This is a genomic window from Streptomyces violens, assembly GCF_000717745.1.
GTDB lineage: Bacteria > Actinomycetota > Actinomycetes > Streptomycetales > Streptomycetaceae > Streptomyces > Streptomyces violens.
Genome location: NZ_JOBH01000003.1, coordinates 244,341 through 262,920, shown reverse-complemented (window position 1 = coordinate 262,920; position 18,580 = coordinate 244,341). Strand labels below are relative to the sequence as shown.

Here is an 18,580-nt window from a genome sequence, read left to right as displayed (position 1 = left end):
TTCCTTGCTAGCCGCTTTGGACTACCTTACCGGATCCCGGGATGATTACCCCGCGCAGGCCGTCCAGCATGCTCCTAGGAATCCCGTAAAGATCATCTCCCTTAGTGGGGTCCGAGATCTCGGGACTGATCTTTTTCAACTGCCGCCATTCATCCTTGGTGAACCCGCTACCGGGTGGGTTCTCTTGCGGGACGGCGGTGCGCCGAAGGTCATCGACAAAGGACTTGGGGACGTCGAACGCAACTATTTCCTGATATCCGCCCTCTTCGGACCGGAACGTAAGGGTATGACGGATGTCTCCGCTCATGTTCAGATACAGATGCCCCTTCCCGGTAATCGAGACCTCTCCGTTTGGCCCGATGTGCACGCGCTGGCTCAACGGATGATCGCTCTGCTTTCGATATACCGTGACGGTACACGGCGACAGGCCGAGTGGGTCCGCCCACAAGAGCGGGTTGTGGACGTAGGCCACCGGGTTGAGGGCGGCTTCCAGGCCGAGGGGATCCGGCGATGCGTATCGCCCGATGGCCGGGTCGTAGTGGCGGTTGAGGTTGTAGTGGAGACCGGTTTCCGGGTCGTGGTACTGGCCTGGGGAGCGCAACGGGGTGTACGCCCTGCTGTCGCGTGACCATGTGGTCGTGCCCCACAAGGTGGTGCGGGTGTGCCAGGCGATGTCGCCGCTGGTATCGATCAGTTCCGTCGGGGTGCCCACCAGGTCCGTGGCGATCGCGAAGAAGCGGGCGTCGATCTCTTCCTGCGTGGCCGTGTCCAGGCGGCGTTCCGTCTGGGCGACTGGGTGGAGCTCGGCGTACTCCCAGGTGAGGGTGACCGAGTGCGGGAGTTGGGCCGGGGCGGTGGTGGTCTGTTCGATAAGAGCTGGGCCGTCCCAGGTGAAGTCCACCTGTTCGGCTACCGTGCCGTCGGCGGCGAGGCGCTGCTTTGCCGTGCGCCGCCCGAGGGGGTCGTAGGTGTAGTGCCAGCGGGTGCCGTCGGGGGTGGTGACCTCGGTGAGTTGATCTTCGGCGTTCCAGGCGTAGGACCAGGTATCGGGCTTGCGGGACAGGCGGAGCTTTTGCCGGAGGGTCAGGCGGCCACCGGCGTCGTGTTCGTAGCGGATGTTGCCGGCGGTGTTGATGCGGGTGCCGGTGTAGTCACGCTCGCCCTGGGCTTCGGCGTCGGTGTGGGAGTCCGGCCAGGTGGCGGCGGTCTGGTTGCCGGCGTCGTCGTAGGCGTAGGTCTCCGACCAGTCGCGGGCGTTCACGCCCGTGACGCGACCGGTGGGGTCGAGCCGGTACCGGCGCGGGCCCGTGTGGCTGTCGTGCAGATCGGTGAGGTAGCCGTCAGCGCGGTACTCGTAAGCGCGCGTGCGCAGTTGAGACCCGTGGTTTGCCAGAGATACTTCTGAGAGCCGGCCTGTGGGGTCCCAGGTGTGCGCGATCGTCAGGGTGCCATCGTCCAGCGTGCGCAGCAGCTCGCGGCCCCCGGCGTCGTGGGCGGAGGTCAGGGTGTGACCGCCGGTGGTGACCGCGGTGCGGTTACCGGCCGCATCGTAGGCGTACGCAGTCGTCGCGCCCGTGGGTGTCGTGCGCTCGACGGGACGGCCCAACGAGTCGTAGGTGTGCGTGACCGTGCGGCCGTTCGTCGTTTCGGTCGTGAGCCGTCCGACCAGGTCATAGGTGTACGTCAGCTCATGGCCGGGGTTGGTGGCCTCGAGCAGCCGTCCCGCCGGGTCATAGGCGAAGCGCGTGACGACGCCCGCGGCATCCTTCTCCGTCACCCGGCCGAGTACGTCGTGGGTGTAGCCGATGACGTCGCCGAGGGGGGTGGTGCGGGCGGTGGTGCGGCCGGCGGCGTCGTGTGTGTAGGTGATGGTGCGGTCGTCGAAGTCCGTCTCCGTCGCTAGACGGCCAGCCGGATCGTAGACGTAATCCCAGGTCAGGCCCTGGGGGTTGGTGACTTGGGTCAGGCGCAGCTCGTGGTCGTGGGTGAAGGTGTAGCGGGTGCCGTCGGGGTTGGTGCGGGCGGCCAGCAGGTCGAAGTGGGTGTACTCATAGGTGGTCGTCTGACCGAGGGCGTCGGTGTGGGTCAGGCAGTTGCCCTCGCCGTCATACGTCCACGACTCGCTGGTGCCGTCCGGCGCAGTCCGGGTGGCCACCTGGCCTTCTGGGCTCCAGACGACGGTGCTTTCCGCACCGAGGGCATCAGTGATCACTGTCGGGCGACCGAAGGCGTCGCGGCGGTAGCTCGTGGTGTTGCCGACCGGGTCGGTGACCTTCGCCGGCAAACCTGCCGGGTTGCACTCCACGCGGGTGGTGTTGCCCAGTGCGTCGGTGACGGTGCTGAGATGGCCGGCGGGCGTGTAGGTGAGGTGGGTGGTGGCGCCGGTCGGGTCGGTGACGGCCGTGAGGTTGCCGCCGGTGTCGTACTCACGCAGCCACCTCGCACCGTCCGCACCGACCGACTCGGCGGGTAGGCCGAGTTCGTTGTACGTGATCGTGATGGTGTGGCCGTCGGGGCGTATGACACCAACCGGTTGGCCGTGGTCGTCGTACCGATAGCGAGTGGTGTGGCCGAGCGGGTCGGTGACCGCGATCAGGCGGTGGTTTTCGTCCCACTCCTGGCAGGTGACGTTGCCCAGTGGATCGGTCTCGCGGATCAGGCGGTAGGCGTCGTTGTGCTCGAAGCGACGGACGTGGCCGGCGGAGTCGGTGACCTCGGTGGTATGGGTGGCGTCGTGGTAGGTGAGGGTGCCGGTCAGGTGTCCGGCGCTGCCTTCGGTGCGGATGACGCGGCCGCGGTCGTCGTAGGTGTAGGCATACGCCGAGTCGTTGCGATCGGTCCAGGAGGTGATACGGCCGACGTCGTCGTACGTGAACCGCAGCGGCCGCCCGGAGGAGTTGGTCACCTCCGTGAGGTGACCGGCCTCGTCGTAGCCGTAGGAGACGACGGTGGTACCGGGTGCGTCCGGGTCCGTCGGGTCGAGTAGGCGTATTCGGGCAATGCGCGGCTGGATCCGGTGGCGGTCCAATGCCAGGCGGTATCCGCCGGAGTGAACCAGCTCCCGTGGTGTGCCGTCGTCGGCGTAGTCGACGGTGATGCGGTTGCCGTTGCGGTCGATGATCGCCTGTAGCGGCAGGTCGACGCCGCTCTCGTCGTCGATCGGGCGCGGGGAGTGGAAGACGTAGGCAAGGCCGGTGTCGGCGTCGGTCAGCCGCATGCCACCGTCGGTTGCGTCGTCCCAGATCAGGGTGGGACCGGTGCCGGTGACCGGATGCACGGGCTCAGTGACGTCCACTTCCAGGGCGGGGTACACCAGGCGAGCGCCGTCGGGGGCGGCGTAGGTGACGCCGTCGTCGTCGACCTGCAGGCGCTGATCCAGCGTGGAGGCCCACGTGGTGCCGAGCCAGCCGCCATAGCGGTAGGAGGACAGGTGCGTGCGCTCGACGAGCAGCGGCAGGGTGCCGGGCAGCGAGACGTCGACCTCATGCAGCAGCATGTCGCCGGTGGCGACGTCGATGGGGTCCAGCTCGCAGCGCTTGAACGTCGAGCGGATCGACGCCCGCAACTGCTCCAACGCCGCCGGGCGCAGCTTCGCCCGCGACAGCCCGGAGCCATCCAGCTTCAACGCATTGCCCAGTCGGCCCAGTGTGCTGGGCTTGAGCGCCTTCAGGCCCTTACCCAAGCCCTTGCCCAGCACGCCAAAGCCGACCCCGAGCGCGGCGCCCTCGCCCAGCACATGCGCCAGCTTGCCCGGGTCCTTGAAGGCCTCCGGGTCCTGCAGCGCGGCATCGAGGGCGGAGAACTTCATCCCCTCACCGGCCATCCGTCCCGCAGAGGCGACCGCCTTGACCTCCTTCAGCGCCCGCAGCGACCGCGACAGGCCCCGGATGACCTCGATCACCCCACGGATCACCCGGGCCAGCGCAGTCCCGGACTCCTCGATCCGCGCGATCAACGCGATGATCCGGGCCGCCCGCGCGCCTGCCGCGATCGTCGTCGCCGCCGCCGATACCCCCGCGGTCAGCACCGACAGCGCCAGCCCGGCCGCCTCCATCTCGGCGATCTCCACGCAGATGACACCGATCTCGGTGATCATCTCGTGGGCCTCGTCCGCGAATTGATCCAACGCCTCTGCGCCATCGCGCAACGCGTCGGCCATCTGTTTGGCCTGACCGCGCGCCCTCGTCGCCCGCTTGTGGAACGCCTTGGCGGCCTGACCTTCCCAGACAACGTCTTCAAGCGCGGTGCCCGCGTCTCGACTGGCATCGTCCAACGCGTCGGCCAGCGCCCGCCACTTCTTGGCGATCTCCCGGACCCCGTCAGGATCCACTGCCGGATCAGTGATGCCCAAGAACTCCAGCACGCTCGCCATGGAGTCGCCCATGGCGTGGTTGACGTTGTTGATCAGGTGCAGTGGATTCAGGTCGACCACGGGTACGTGGAACCTCCCCCGTCAGTAGCTGATGGTGCGATCGGATCCGGTCTGCGTGGCTCGGCCGTTACCGGCCCTCGCCCTCCAGCAGCGCATCCAACAGGTCAAAGGCGTCGGAGACATCCGTCATCGCCTTCGCCTCGTCCTCCCACTCCTCATTCAGCTCGCGGGTGAGCCGGGCCAGAGTGTCCATGCCCTCGGCGATGTCGTCCTTCGCGCCCAGCAACGACCCCAACGCTCCCAGTGCAGACAGATCCTGGGCCTGCCCCGAGAACGCCTGCAGCGGGCGGGCAGTGTGGTGCGTGACCCGGCCCAACGCCTTGGCTCCGGTACGGATGCTCTCCGTATCCTTCTTCAAATCCGACATCGAAACCTCCCCCAGGTCAGTGAACTCCCCCGCGCGTGAGCGTCGGGTATCACCGGTACATGACAAGCTAAACGATCATCGCACACCAGCTGAAGCCAGTGACTGAACCGTTCCGGGTTCGATGGAGGCTCAGACCTGCTCTGAGTTGCGCGGAGTCGGGAGAGTTGTTTTCACGCTACAGGCGTCGCGTGGCTCACGATCCGGGCAGCTTCGGTGACGCCTTGGAGAGAGCCTTGGTGCACGCCCACGCAGGCTGTGGAGCCGACACCGACGCGGGAACACTGGAGACTTGGGAGGCGTGGGCCACCCCGTGCAGGGTCGGCGGAGCGCTGTTCGCCACCTTCCCCACAGTGGCACCGTGGAATGCCACATCGGCGAACGCATGGTGACGCTGTCCGCCACCAGACCGGCACCATATGCCGGCGCTCGCGCCTGACTTGATGCCTTCTGGACCGCTCTCGCCTGCCGTGGGCCCGACCGGCTCAGGGACCTGAGCCAAGTTCCGCTGGAGGACCTGCGCCGGACCGGAACCCAGGACGACTACGTTTTCAACTGGATCGACACCCTACAGAGCTACTGGCTCAGGCGTCCCGTGGATGGCATCGTCCATGAGCTGCTCGCCACATGCACTACTCCCGCCCCGAGGCAGCGACGCGCAAACCGAGCGCCTTTGGGACCTGATCGACTACCAGTCCGTCGCGCTGAGGCCCTCGCGCACCATGACCGTTATTGGAGTGGATCGAAGGACCCCTGCAGCCCGGTGGCGCTGGGCCCCCCTCGCCATCGCGTGCCTCGTACACGACGCTGACTTCCCGCTCCAGACGACGTCCGGCCGCGCCTGCCCACAGCCTTTCTCACCCGGGCATGGTACGGAGAATTCCTCACCTGATCGGACATGGCAACGCAGACCCTAGCCGCCCGCCGGCGACTGAGGCCTGAAACGGACCAGAGCGGGCCTGAACCTCCACCGATCCCGGAGCGGGTCAAAGTGCCATGCGGACACAGCCTTCTACCGGGGCGTCGCGGACTCGAGGGGGGAGTGCTGGCGAGGTCAATGAGCGAACCAGCGATTGTCACGGGCTACTTGCTCTAGGTAGCGGGAGATGCCGCCATCTGCCGCCGTGCCGGTCTGCTCTGCCGCGGCCAGCACCCAGTCTCGGGGAAAGTCGAAGGGGGTGGCCAGGACTCTCTCACGGACTTCCTGGTTCACCGCGAAGCGGACCATGCGGCGCACAAATCCCCGAGAGGTAGGTCCGTGCGCGATGAGTCCATCGATCAGAGCCTGCGAAGGCCGCTCCCCCATCCTGGCCGTTAGTTCGCGTACCGCGGGCCACGCCACTTCGCCGAACTGCGCCATGTCGGTGAGCGTGGCGTCACTGAGGGGGCGAAGACGCTCGTTCCGGTGGAACATGGTGAAGTGGCTGAGCAGCGTCACGGTGCCAAGTTCGTGGTCCGCCGCGTGGGCCAGCACGTGGGGCAGCCGACGCATGTTGAAGCGGCCGAGCCTGCTTGAGCTCGTCATCAGGGCCTGCAGCATGCTGCCGGAAAGCTGACGGACCGCGCGGTCCAAGGTGGCGAGCTGGCTGACGACGACGTCTCTGTCCGCGCATGCTACGAGAGACAGGGCCCATACAGCGCGTGACAGGTTGTCGTCGTACCGCGTGAACACATCCGTCCACCAAGAAGTCTCCGAGCGGTTGTGATGGATGTCCCGCAGGAGACGCCCGTAGTCGGGATTGTCGCCGAAGCCCTCAGAGCCGGGGGTGAGGTCACCCGCGATCACGCGGTCCGAACTGGCCGCGATCGCTCCGCTGACGGCGATCTCAGCGGCCAGCCAGCACGGGCCGAACAATTCTTTGACGGCGCGTGCCAGATCACCCCACGGGGCGGTGGTGTCCGGATCGCGTTCGTCCCGCATCAGCACCGCGTACCGCTCGTCCCGGGACGTCAATCGCTCCACGGCCTCCCGGCCGATCAACCAGGGGTAGCGAGCGCGACCGTGCCGCCGGGTCGCCAGGCTCAGGAGACGGTGCGGGTTCAGAGCCTCCAGAATCGTGTGCGGGTAGGACTGCCAGGGGGGTATGGCGACTTCGGACGCAAGTCCGTCGAGTACGACCCTGAGCAGCCGCTGCTCCATGGCGGAGTGCGGCGCGGGCCTGGCCCCCGCCGCAAAGGCCGCGACGGCCGCCCGGTCGTCAGACAGGGCGAGACGGTCGAGGTCGGCGGTGTCGAGCCACGGGGTGCGCGTGGCTGCGGCGATGGACAGCCATGTGGCCTCGTGTTCACCTCCGGCCGCGTCAAGCATCTTCGGCCGCCACCAGGCGTTGAACTCCTTGGCCCGGCAGATCCGGGCGGCCAGCCCCACCCGCTCGGGCGTCGCACGAGACTCCGGTTGTTCGGCCACGCGCTCCAGGAGCCGCTGCGCGAGATCGCTGCCGCCACGGTCCGGGGTCAGCTCGGGCAGAGACCGGTTCCGCAGCCATTCAGTGACCAGCCGCACGCTCAGATCGTCGGCGAGGAGTCCCGCCGCCCGGCGACGTGTCGGTACCCGCCCGTTGAACACGCCGTCGGCGAGTAGGGTCCACGCCGCCGCGCGCACCGGCTCCGGCGCGGTACCCGCCTGAAACTCCGCCTCCAGGTCCTCCAGCATGCCCGCGAGTTCGTTGGGGTTGGCGAACCCCGCGTAGAACCGGCAGGTGTTCAGCCAGTAGGCGCGCCGTACCAGCTCCCGCAGCACCTCACCGCTGTCGAAGCTCCGCCGATCGGCACCGGCGAACTCGCGCAGGAAGCGGGCCGCGAAGTACTCGCGCATTGGTTGCACGTCGAACTCGAAGGTGCCCTGCGTCTTCGCCGTCAGCGCCCAGACACGGTCGGTGGCTCCGGTGAAGAGCTCCTTGAACAGTGACTGATCCTTCTCCACTTCGAACAGGTAGCCCCAGATGGCCTTCTGGAGATCCTTGGCGGTCATCCGCCCGTTCTCGGCGTCGGCTTCGGCGCGCGCTTGCAAGTGCCAGCCCAAATAGGCGGTCACCTCCTTCAGGTCGTCCCGGTGTTTCGCCACCGTCGCCGACTTCTCGGCCTCCCGGTCGAGGAAGATCTCCAGGTAGGAGGTGTACAGACCCGTCATGTCCCTGGGGACTGAGTCCGTACGCTTCCGCATCAGATACAACAAGATCGACAACTGCATGGGGTTGTCGGAAAGTTGAGCGATGTGCGGCTCTGTGGAGCGCAGCTGGAAGGTCTGCCTGAGGGCGGTGCGTTCTCGGTCCGGGAGGGCGCGCGCATGTACCCACTTGCCGAAGTACTCGTCCTGCAGCTCACGGCTGAGCCGGGACAGCGAGATCACCTCGAAGAGCCGCAGCGACGGCTCGGCGAGGTCGCCGGCGTTGGGACGGGTGGTGACGACCAGCTGCGCATCGCGGGCGGTGCGCAGGCGGGCGGCGAAGCCGTCGATTTCTTCCACGACGCGCTGCCGTGTTTTCTTGCTCGCGACCTCGTCCAGTCCATCGAGGACGAGGATGACGGGAAAGCGATCCAGGAGGCTGTACACCGTGGCGGCGTCGGCGGGCAGCCCGCCGCTGTACGCGGTCAGCAGGTATGCGAGGAACTCCTCGAGTCCGCCGCACGTGCGCGGGCTCGGCTGGAGGACCCGCTCGCCGCGACCCAACGGGTCATATCCGACGAGCCAGGCCGAGTAGTCCCGCAGGTCGACACGCAGAGGCAGGCGTTGCCCGGGGACATGTTCCGGCGCTGCCGCGCCCCGCACATACGCGTCGCGGTGCCGCTGGCACACGTACTGGCCGAGCGTGGACTTGCCCTGGCCCGGCGCCCCTCGTACGAGCGTAAATGGCACGTGTGCGGCGAGCAGATATGCGGCGGCACCTCCCAGTTCCTCAGAACGCTCGTCGAAAAGGTGACGCGGAGACGGTGCCTCGATGAACGGGCGCTCATCGACAAGCTGCCCCTGGCCTGGATCCTCGTCCCGCGGCCCTGTCCCACAAGGCGCCAGACGGACGGCATCCACGTCGACGAACAAGTCGTCAAGATTGTGGTCGGTCAGATCGATCTGCTTGAACTTGGTCTTGGCATCCTCCTCCCACTGCGCGGCTACGACCTTCCGCACGAGGGAACGCAACGCCTTCTCCTCAGCGGCGCCGCCAGATGCCTCGGTAAAGTAGCGCGCCAAGTCGTGCCCGGCCAGCATGTCGAGGTAGGACCACTTGAGTTCGGCGGGTGCGGTATCCACCCGCGCGTCCACGTCGGAGCGCCACCACACCCGCATGGGTATGCCGAAGACTTCCTCATACGCACGCAGTTCGACGTCGAGTCGGTCCATCATGCCCTTTTCAGGCACCGCTGTACCCGCCACCGACGTGACCAAGCAGTACTCGCTCGCACCTTTCGCCACCAGGCGACGGATGCTGTCCGCCTCCCCGGCGATCGCGGCCTTCAGCCAGGCCACCGGGTCCTGCTCGGGCTTGCTGGTCCACTTGACCTGGTAAACCACCAGACCCTCAGCGCTCTCATGGGTGATATCGCGGCCACCGTCGGAGTGGCCCACCGGATAGCAACGAACCCCCGAGTACTGACGGGCGAGCAGAGCTCCGCACAGTCGCTGGAAGTCCTTGTCTGATAGCCGCTCGTACAGGTACCTGCCCTGCACCGCGCCAGCACCGCCGCTCATCGCCCACCCCGTGTTCACCGCCGCATCACCGACGCGTCGATTCATCGCCTCTCAACGCCACCAGTCAGCGTAAGGCCACCTGACTACCTTCGCGTCCCATCAACCCCTGCCGCGCCAATGCACATACGAGTTGGAACTCGTAGGGGTGCTGTCGGTTGTGCGCTTGATGCGCCGCCGCCCATTCGGACTCAGCCCGCGTACTCTCGGCCGGATGACGAAGGGGGCGTCGATGCGGATTGCCTGCCCGCGACCATGGCGCTGTTCCCTCTGCTGTCCGCCCTCGTAACGGCGGACTCGCAGCATGCCTACGGTGCGGCGATCTGGGACCGGGGCGAGCTGGCCATCAAGACCGACAAGGCCTTCGGCCTCTTGTTCGCCCCTGTCACCGCCTTTAAGGCGACGCTCCCGGTCAACATCGCCGCGAACGTCGTCTCACCTGCGTGCGATTCGCCAACCTCGCCCCGCGGTTCATCAACTTACGCACCGGAGCGCTCATCACGGCTCGTCATCGACGTCGTCCTCATGGCTCATCCTGGGAACGCTCTGGCCCGAGTATGCGCGCCGCTACACCGCCCTTCCCGCCCCCGGAGCCACCGATCTCCGCAGCCGAGTCAGGGAGCTACTCGCCGGCCGGGCATCATGTCGCCGTGTGCGGCGCGTTCCCCGTATTCGGTGCGTCACCCGCCAGGAAATCCCTGGTCACCTTTGGCCAACGGGACTCCTGAACGAGCTCAATCTCTCCTGCAGCCAGGATGTTTGCGTGGCTCTCGTCGGCGGCGGTGATGACCAGGCTGTCCCGGACAAGCATCCGTGTCATGGCTGTCGCTCCCTCCCCGCTGCACCCGTCGCTGCACGGGATTCAGGGTCGCCCCGTACCGGGCGGCTGGCAATACCGCAGGACCTGGCTCCCCCGCCCAGCATGCGGTGCGCACGAGGGGCAGGGAGAGCAGCAGGGCCGACGGCGTGGTCACAGCCTCAGCATCTCCAGCGGCGTGGCGCGCGTGACCTCGTCGATCCGTTCCGGGGTCAGCCCGGCCCGGCCGAACCACGCCTGACTGGCCGTCAGCCAGGGTGCGATGTCCATCTGGGTCGGCTGGCCGAGGTCGGAGCTGTAGACCGTCCTCGGGAGGAGGGAGAGGACATCGGCGAAGTCGTCCCAGTCCTGGTATTCGAGGAGGTAGGTGAGTGCGGTCTGTTCGGTCCAGACCTGCTCGGCCACGGCTACCTCGACCAGGTCCTTGCAGGTCAGGCCGGTCATCGGGTTGGCGGGCTGGTTGAGCATCAGCCGCAGGTCCAGCCGTACGGCCTCCTCGACCAGCAGTCGCACCTCGTGGCCGTCCGCGTGGCCGGTGGAGATGACGACGGGCAGGTCCCGGGCGGCGCGCAGCAGTTCGCGCACCTCCGGGCGGAGCTTCCGGCTGTCGTCGGTGACGGTCAGCGGGCGCTGTCCGTCACCCAGCAGCGGATGGGAGGGCGTACGGGCCAGCCGGCTGCGGTGGGTGCGCCCGGTGACCGTGGGCAGGTGGACGATCAGCCGCAGGCCGCTGTCCTCGCCGTGCTGGATGACGGCCTGCTCCACGGCCCTCGGGTCGAACCCGCCGGCCAGGTCGTTGAGCACGATCGAGCCGGAGACCGGCAGGCCCTGCTGACGGGCCTCCCACGCCTGGGCGGCGGTCGAGCCGAGGTGGTTCTTCAGGACGACCCAGCCGCCGTGCTCGGCGTAGACCGCACCGGCGCTCGCGGCGGTGTGGCGACGCACGTAGGCGTCCGGGCCGACGTGGTAGTGGACGTCGATGAAGCGAGCCCCGGTGACGTCAACCACGCGCGTCCCCGTCCTCCCACGGGCGCGCGTACCCGAAGCGGGCCCGCGCCTCGTCCAGCCGGCTGCCGCCGAGCGCGGCCTCGCGGATACGGGACTCCGTACGCTCCACGGCCTCGGCGCGGCGGACGACCTCTTCGATCAGGGCGGCCGGTATGCGCAGCGCGCCGTTGTCGTCGGCGACGATCCAGTCGCCGGGTGCGACGCGCGTACCGGCGATGTCGACCTCGGTGCCGGTGCGGTCCAGGACCGCTCGGTTTTTGGCGCTGACCATCGTCACACCCGCGCTGAACAGCGGGTATCCGGCGGCGCGGCTCTCCTTCACGTCCCGCACCGAGCCGTGTACGACCGTGCCGGAGATGCCACGGTGCAGGGCGACGGCGGTGAGCAGGGAGCCCCAGTTGGTGCATTCGAGGCTGCCGCCGTTGTCCACGACGACGACCGAGCCGGTCGGTACGTCGTCGATGTAGTTGGCGGCGTTGTGGAAGGTGGAGGTGTCGTCGATGGACCGGTAGCGGACGGTGAAGGCGGGTCCGCAGGCGACGGTGCCGGGGGTGCGCGGCCGGATGCCGGGCAGCACGCACGGCGGGGTGCGCAGGCTGTCCATGGCGTCGGAGAGCGCGGCGGTGTCCAGGCGGGACAGCCGCTCGCGCAGGGCCTGGGTGGCGGTGGCGGTGGCGGTGGTCATGCGGATTCCTCCGTGAGGTGACGCCCTGTGAGGTGGCGGGCGGCGGACCAGGCGGCGAACTGGGTGACGTACGTGGTCACTTCGGCACCGCGGTTGGGCACGGTCAGCCGTGCGGTGTGCTCGCCGGACGCGTCCCGGACCGTGCAGGTCAGGGCGATGGTGCCGGTGTAGGTCGTACGGTCCCCGCCGTCCCAGGCGCCCGACAGGGCGACGTGCAGCGCGGCCGAGCCCTCGCTGGTGTCGCGTTCGCGGGCCAGCTCGGTGGCGAAGGCCCCGTCGGTCAGCCGGTCGTCGAGGTCCAGCACGAGCCCCCGCTCGTCCAGCAGCAGGGCCAGCTCCTGTACGGCTGTGCGGTCCTGGTCGGTGACGGTGTATCCGGCCAGCGCCGCGTCCAGGCGCTTGGCCAGCTCGTCCGCGGCCTCGGGCGGGCAGCCGAGCCGGATGTCGACGTACGGGTAGTGCCAGCGGTATGCGGGCTTCACCGGCACCCCGCTCTCCCGTACCAGCTCGTCGACCAGCGCCGCCGCGTCCGCCTCGATGATGCCGAGGGTGCGGCGGAAGACGGTGGTCGTCGCGGGCGGCTCGGGAATGTGCCGCAGCCCGTCGCGCAGCACGTCCGCCAGCATCGGCAGACATTCCCGCGGCGGGCCGGGCAGCATGATCACGGTGCTGCCCTGGGCGTCGGCCCGGCAGCCCCAGGCGGTGCCGTTGGCGTTCGGCAGCAGCTCGGCGCCCTCGGCGAACAGCGCCTGGCGGCGGTTGTCCTCGTGGACGGCGACGCCGAAGCGGGTGAGGCGTTCCACCACCCCCTGCCAGGCCTCCTCGCGGTGGACCAGCGGGCGGCCGAGCGCGCGGGCGACGGCGCTGCGGGTCACGTCGTCGGAGGTGGGGCCGAGTCCGCCCATGACCACGACGACGTCGTCGCGGCCGAGCGAGGGCCGGATGGCGTCGGCGATGGTGGCCTCGTCGTCGCCGATGGTGTGGCGTACGCGGACCGGGATGCCGCGCTCGCCCAGCATCCGGGAGGCGTTGCCCGCGTTGGAGTCCTCCAGGTCGCCGCGCAGCAGCTCGTCGCCGATGGTGACGACGGCGGCGGTGGGGGTGTGCGGCACGTCGCGGCAGGCGTCGAGGACCGCCGCGGCGGCCTCGGCGGTGGTGGCCGAGCCGCCCAGGTCGTACGTGACCCGGTCGCGGCGGCGGGTGACGTGCCGTACGGCGTCCTGGATGCTGCCCGCCGCGTCCCGGAAGCCGAGGTGCTCCAGCATCAGGCCGATGGTGAGGAACGCGGCGGTGGGGTTGGCGCGCTGCCGTCCGGCCATCGCCGGGGCGCTGCCGTGCACCGGCTCGAAGTAGTTGCCGTGCTCGCCGATGTTGGCGCTGGGCGACAGGCCCAGGCCGCCCATCACGCCGCCGCCGAGGTCGGAGAGGATGTCGCCGAACATGTTCTCGGCGACGATCACGCCGAAGCGCTCCGGGCGGCGCGCCATCCACAGCGCGACCGCGTCCACGTTCAGGACCTCGTACGGGATCTCCGGATAGTCGGCGCCGATCGCCTCAAGGCGCTCCAGGACGTACGCGCTGGAGGCCCGCAGGACGTTGGGCTTGTCGGCGAGGGTGACCCGCTCGTAGCCGTGGCCGCGGGCGGTCTCGAAGGCGAACCGCAGGATGCGGTCCAGGCCGTGCGCGGTCTGCAGCCGGATGCTCGCGGTCGAGCCGGCCCTGCCGCTGCGCCGGGCGTTGGGGTGCTCGGCGACCAGCGGCCACATCTCGTCCGGTACGTGGTTCCAGTCCAGGCCCGCGTACAGCCCCTCGGTGTTCTCGCGGACCACGCAGAAGCGGTACGGCGTGCCGCCGCCGAGGTAGTTCTCCACGGGGCGGAGGTTGGCGTACAGGTCCAGGCGCTGGCGGAGCTGGATGATGGGCGAGATGTACCGCGAGTCGCCGGCGCGCAGCGCGGGGTCCAGCTCGGCCAGTGCCTCGCGGCGCGGCTTGCTGGTGGTGGCGCCGAGCAGTACGGCATCGCTGCGGCCGATCAGGTCCCAGGTGCGGTCGGGTACGGGCGTGCCCTCGGTGCGCCAGCACTCCCAGCCGATGGCACCGAATTCCAGGTCGATGGGCAGGCCGAGGGCCTCGATCACCGGCAGCGCGGCGTCGAGGACCTCCGGCCCGATTCCGTCGCCTGGCAGGACTGCGACGGTCTTGCGGTTCATGTCTCTTCAGCTCCCAGGAAGCGGGCGACGGCCTCGTTGGTGAGACCGGGCTGGTCGGCGTGCGGGCGCATCCCGGCTCCGGGGATGCCCGCGAGGCGGTGCGTGGGCAGCGGCCCGGTGGCCAGATGCCTGCGCCGGACGAGCAGGGACTGTTCGCCGTACACGTGCAGCAGCGGTCCGGGGAAGCTCCGGACGGGCTCCCGCGCGCCGGCGTCGCGCAGCAGCCGCAGGCCGGTGGCGAGCCGCCGTCCGGCCGACTCATCGCCGGGCCACGGCTCTTCGGGCCCGCTGTCCGGCCGCGGCACGGCGCCGGGCCCGCGGACGGCCTCCTCCAGCAGGCGCAGCGCCGCGGCCAGGCCCTCGGCGCCGACCGCGGCGGCGATCCGCTCCAGCTCGGCGTTCAGCTCCTCGTCGGCCACCGTGGGGCCGGAGAGCAGCAGGACCTTGGCGCGGTGGGTCCACTCCCGGTCGAGCAGGGTCTGGACGATCGCGCCGCCCAGGGCGTTTCCTGCCAACACGTCAGGTGCGGCGTCCTGTTCGAGGTGGTGGGCCCAGCGGTTCGCGAGCGCCTTGAGGTCGTCGCCGGCGCGCAGCAGGGACAGGGTGTCGTGGATCGTCACCCGGTGCCCGGTGGCGAGCAGCGGCTCGGCGGCCTGCCGGAAGAACGCGCCCTGGTCCCAGCGGGCCATGACGGGGGCGAGCACGACCGCATGGCGCGGCGCGGCGGGATCGCCCAGGACGGCGGTGGCCGGAGCCGGCGCGGCGTCGCGCGCCGGCTCCGGGTGCGGGGTACGCGAGATCACCGTGCGCCCGCCGCGGTCAGCTCGCGGGCCGCCGAGAAGGCGTCGCCGATCCGGTCCACGGGAAGTTTGGCGCGCTCCTCGACGGACAGGTCGAAGTGGCCCAGGACCAGGTCGGGCAGCGGCAGGGACGGCCGGGCCTCCTCGAACTCGCCCTCCATGCGGTGCGCGAGGCTGAGGACGCGGCCGAGGTCGTACCCGTCGCCCCGGCCGTGCCGGCCGAGGTAGGCCAGCCACTGCTCGGTGACGAGGTTGCCCGGGCCCTTGCCCATGCCGAGCACGGAGGAGTCGATCCAGGTGGCGCCCGCGTCCACCGCGGCGATCGCGTTGGCCAGGGCGAGACCGAGGTTGTTGTGGGCGTGCAGGCCGATGGCCGCATCCGTCACCGAGCCTACGAGGGTGACCAGTTGGGACACCTCGTGCGGCAGCATGCTGCCGTTGGAGTCGGCCAGGTAGACCACGTCGGCGCCGGCGTCGCCGGACATCGCCGCGAGTTCGACCAGCCGGCGCCGGTCCAGCTGGCTGACGCGGGTGATGTTGACGGTGGTGGTGAAGCCCAGGTCTGCGGCCTTGGACAGCAGGGCGAGCCCGGGTTCGGGCGTGCCGGAGGGCAGGCAGAACCGTACGAGGCGGATGCCCGCTTCGTACATGCGCGGCAGGTCGTCCTCGGTGATGTTCTTCGGGTGCAGGATCATGCACAGGCGCTCGGGTGAGACCACCTCGGCGACCGCGCGTATGTAGTCGTCCGCGCCCACGCCGGTCCGGCCGATGCCGGGCTTGGGTGTGAACGAGCCGTTGCGGTAGCCGATCTCGACCCACTCCATGCCGGCCGCGACGCTCTCTCTGGCGTGGTGCAGCGCGTAGTCGAGCGGGAAGTCGAAGTTGTTGCGGTAGCCCCCGTCACGCAGCGTCACATCAAGATTGATGACCATTACCCCTCCATAGCCGGCGCACGAAATTGGCGGGGTGACGCTCCACGCGGAGATCCGGCCGCGATGGCGCGGCGGCGGATCGAATAAGTATTGATGCGTTTTTATCTCCGCGGGATCCCCATGCAACAAATCCCGCATCACCCCGTTGACGAACTTCCGAGTTCACATACGCCCGTTCAGCCGGCACAAAACATCGGCAAGGCGGTACGAGAAGTTCGATGCCACAGAATCTAGCGCATCTATGCGAAGCGATCCCCATGCCCGGGCAAAGAATTGCCCAAGCCGATCGGGAAGTTCACCTTTCATTCTTCGGCATCTCCCGTTCCCTCCCTGGCAATCTTCCGGCGCACCTCCGCGCAGGTCGCCATGAGCAATTCCCGCTGCCGCGGATCCGCGTTTTCGCGCAGCGCGAGGGACATCCGGATGGTGAGGGGAGCGCCGTCGATCGGCAGGAGCGCGATCCGACGGGAGGAGACGGCGCCCGCCGCCGTCGGGTACATCAGCGTCCAGCCCGGCGCGCCCGCGCCGATGTCGGCGAGGGTGTCCTGCAGCCCCGTGGAGGGCGGGCCGACGGTCACTTCGAAACCCGCCTTGCGGCAGGCGGCGACAACGCCGTCGTACAGCACCGGGTTCTTGTCGCGGGGCGCGATGCGCAGCGGCAGCCCCGCCAGGTCCGCGAGGTCGAGCCGGCCGCGCTCCGCCAGCGGATGCGCGGAGGGCAGCGCGACCACCAGAGGGTCCTGCCAGAGAGTGAGAAGCCGCAGGCCGGGCGCAGCGTCGAGACCGCGCACGAAGGCGGCGTCCAGGCGCCCGGCCCGCACCTCTTCGAGCCGGGTATGGGCGTCGAGGGTCTGGAATTCGAAGCGAGTCCCGGTGGCGTCCGCGGGCACCGCGTCGAGGAAGTCGTCAAGGCGGCCGCCGAGCGCGGAGCTGATGCCCACCCGCAGGGTGGCCGCGCTCTGTGCGGCCAGCCGCCGGGCCTTGGCGGCGAAGGCGTCCTGCGCCTTGAGGAGCTCGCGGCCCTCGGGCAGCAGGGCCTGACCGGCCGGGGTGAGCGTGACGGTGCGGCCGGAGCGGTCGAAGAGCTGGGTGCGCAGTTCGCGCTCCAGTCGGCGCACCTGCTGGCTCACCGCGGGCTGGCCGATGTGCAGCCGCTCGGCCGCTCTGCCGAAATGCAGCTCCTCGGCCACCGCAACAAAGTACTGAATCTGACGCAGCTCCACAGGATCCCCCTTTTCCTGCGGGCGACCCCTTTCTGTGGACCTTGCGATATTCCGGTCGCGGGATCGCCGCGACGGCAATCCTTGCACACCTCGCGGCGACCCCTGCCACCGGGCCGGGCAAACATTTATTTACTCTGCGGTAGCCGTCTGCAAATCGCCGCTACGGTTCTCCGCGACCGGCTCCGGAACAGCTGCGGATTCCGCTGCCGCCGACTGCCGGGCCGCCAGCGACAAGAAGAGCGCGAAGGCCACAATGCCCACCGCCGAGGCACCGGTGACGAACCACCCCAGGGCAAAGAGGTCACCGGCCGGCAGCCGGCTGGAGAGGAAGATCCCCAGCGAGGCGCCCAGCAGCTGGAGCGCACCCATCAGCCCGGAGGCCGAACCGGCCGTCGAGCGGAAGTTCGTCACGCCCGCGCTCATCGACAGCGGCAGCAGGAATCCGTTGCCGTACGTCATCACCGGCATGAAGACCAGGACCAGGAGCCCCCAGGGCGCCCCGGCCCCGCTCAGCCCCAGGCCCAGCATCATCAGCGCGCCGACGAAGAAGAAGCCGTGGCCCACCCACAGCAGCTGGTTGACCGGCCGCCTGCGGACCAGGGCCCGCGAGGTGAGGTTGCCCGCCACATACGCGATCGAGACCGTGATGTAGCAGTAGCTGGTGGTCTCCGTGGCCAGGCCCATCTTCTCGAAGACCAGCGGGGACGCGGCCAGATAGCCGAAGTAACCGCCGTACGCCACCGCCAGGTTGATCGTGTACGCCCAGAACAGCGGCCGGGTGAGCAGCTTGGGGTAGCCCTTGAGGGTGGCACCCAGGTGCTTGCTGCGCCGCTCCGGCGGCAGGCTCTCGGGGATCGCGGTGACCATCACGACCAGCGTCGCGAGACCGATCAGCGCGGTCACCACGAACGGCGCGCGCCACGAGACGTACGTGGTCAGATAGCCGCCGACGAGCGGGGCGACGGACGGCGATACGCCCACGATCGGCATGACCGTGGCGAACATCCGGGCCGCGTCCTTCTCCTCGTACAGGTCGCTGATCACGGCCCGGCCGAGCACCATGCCCGAGCCGGCCCCGAGCGCCTGGAGCAGCCGGCCCGCGCCGAACACCTCGACGGTGGGCGCCACCGCGCACACCAGAGACGCCAGCACGAACAGGCCGAGCCCGGTGACGATGACGCGCTTGCGCCCGTACGCGTCCGAGATCGGCCCGTAGACCGCCTGCGAGACCGCGATGCCGATCATGAACGCGCTGAAGGTCCACTGCACGGACGCGACCGGGGTACCAAAAGCGTGCGCGGTGGCCGGCACACCCGGCAGATTGATGTCGGAGGCGAACAGGCCGCCGGCGTTCAGCGAGCACAGGACTGCGAGCAACAGCGCGTAGGGCGTGCGTGCCGATGCGGTCTTCATGACAACTGACAA

Annotated in this window: 10 protein-coding genes and 2 pseudogenes; 2 read left to right on the top strand and 10 right to left on the bottom strand. The window is 69.1% G+C overall.

Annotation, left to right across the window (positions count from 1 at the left end):
- Window positions 1-7: 7 nt before the first annotated feature.
- Together IF04_RS40090 and IF04_RS0107720 are read right to left on the bottom strand one after the other, a co-directional pair.
- The gene (locus tag IF04_RS40090; protein ID WP_030252795.1) at window positions 8-4,432 is read right to left on the bottom strand and encodes a DUF6531 domain-containing protein; all 4,425 of its coding nucleotides are present in this window, start codon (window positions 4,430-4,432) and stop codon (window positions 8-10) included.
- Between the two features lie 67 nt (window positions 4,433-4,499).
- Window positions 4,500-4,799 carry a hypothetical protein gene (locus IF04_RS0107720; RefSeq protein WP_037958624.1) on the bottom strand — a complete coding sequence of 100 codons (300 nt, stop codon included), beginning with the start codon at window positions 4,797-4,799 and terminating at the stop codon, window positions 4,500-4,502.
- 448 nt (window positions 4,800-5,247) lie between these two features.
- Here IF04_RS0107720 and IF04_RS40335 point away from each other — a divergent pair.
- Window positions 5,248-5,607: pseudogene (locus IF04_RS40335) on the top strand (Imm49 family immunity protein); the annotation flags it as partial.
- 243 nt (window positions 5,608-5,850) lie between these two features.
- Here the strand turns inward: IF04_RS40335 and IF04_RS0107715 are convergent.
- Window positions 5,851-9,528, bottom strand: a complete 3,678-nt coding sequence (locus IF04_RS0107715; RefSeq protein WP_157847611.1) for an NACHT domain-containing protein — start codon at window positions 9,526-9,528, stop codon at window positions 5,851-5,853.
- Window positions 9,529-9,723: 195 nt separating this feature from the next.
- Between IF04_RS0107715 and IF04_RS37165 the strand changes: the two are divergent.
- Window positions 9,724-9,983 (top strand): annotated as a pseudogene (locus IF04_RS37165) (cytosine permease); the annotation flags it as partial.
- A gap of 467 nt (window positions 9,984-10,450) precedes the next feature.
- Here IF04_RS37165 and IF04_RS0107705 read toward each other — a convergent pair.
- The 7 genes from IF04_RS0107705 to IF04_RS0107675 form a co-directional block, all read right to left on the bottom strand.
- Window positions 10,451-11,305, bottom strand: a complete 855-nt coding sequence (locus tag IF04_RS0107705; protein ID WP_030252785.1) for a DUF6282 family protein — start codon at window positions 11,303-11,305, stop codon at window positions 10,451-10,453.
- Window positions 11,298-11,990: an RraA family protein gene (locus IF04_RS0107700; RefSeq protein WP_030252783.1), complete on the bottom strand. Its 693-nt coding sequence runs from the start codon at window positions 11,988-11,990 to the stop codon at window positions 11,298-11,300. Before IF04_RS0107700 ends, IF04_RS0107705 begins: the two co-directional genes overlap by 8 nt.
- Window positions 11,987-14,200: an isocitrate/isopropylmalate family dehydrogenase gene (locus IF04_RS35565; RefSeq protein WP_037958620.1), complete on the bottom strand. Its 2,214-nt coding sequence runs from the start codon at window positions 14,198-14,200 to the stop codon at window positions 11,987-11,989. The genes IF04_RS0107700 and IF04_RS35565 overlap by 4 nt, the downstream gene beginning before the upstream one ends.
- On the bottom strand, window positions 14,197-15,003 hold the full coding sequence (locus IF04_RS0107690) for an alpha/beta fold hydrolase (protein WP_051830839.1): 807 nt from the start codon (window positions 15,001-15,003) through the stop codon (window positions 14,197-14,199). Before IF04_RS0107690 ends, IF04_RS35565 begins: the two co-directional genes overlap by 4 nt.
- A complete protein-coding gene (locus tag IF04_RS0107685; protein ID WP_037958618.1) occupies window positions 15,000-15,932 on the bottom strand; it encodes a beta/alpha barrel domain-containing protein in 933 nt (310 codons plus the stop codon). The genes IF04_RS0107690 and IF04_RS0107685 overlap by 4 nt, the downstream gene beginning before the upstream one ends.
- Before the next feature lie 302 nt (window positions 15,933-16,234).
- Complete coding sequence (locus IF04_RS0107680) at window positions 16,235-17,155, bottom strand: LysR family transcriptional regulator (protein ID WP_051830836.1); 921 nt, start codon at window positions 17,153-17,155, stop codon at window positions 16,235-16,237.
- Window positions 17,156-17,284: 129 nt separating this feature from the next.
- Entirely contained in the window at window positions 17,285-18,568 is a 1,284-nt protein-coding gene (locus tag IF04_RS0107675) for a multidrug effflux MFS transporter (protein WP_078599957.1), read from the bottom strand.
- Window positions 18,569-18,580 lie beyond the last annotated feature (12 nt).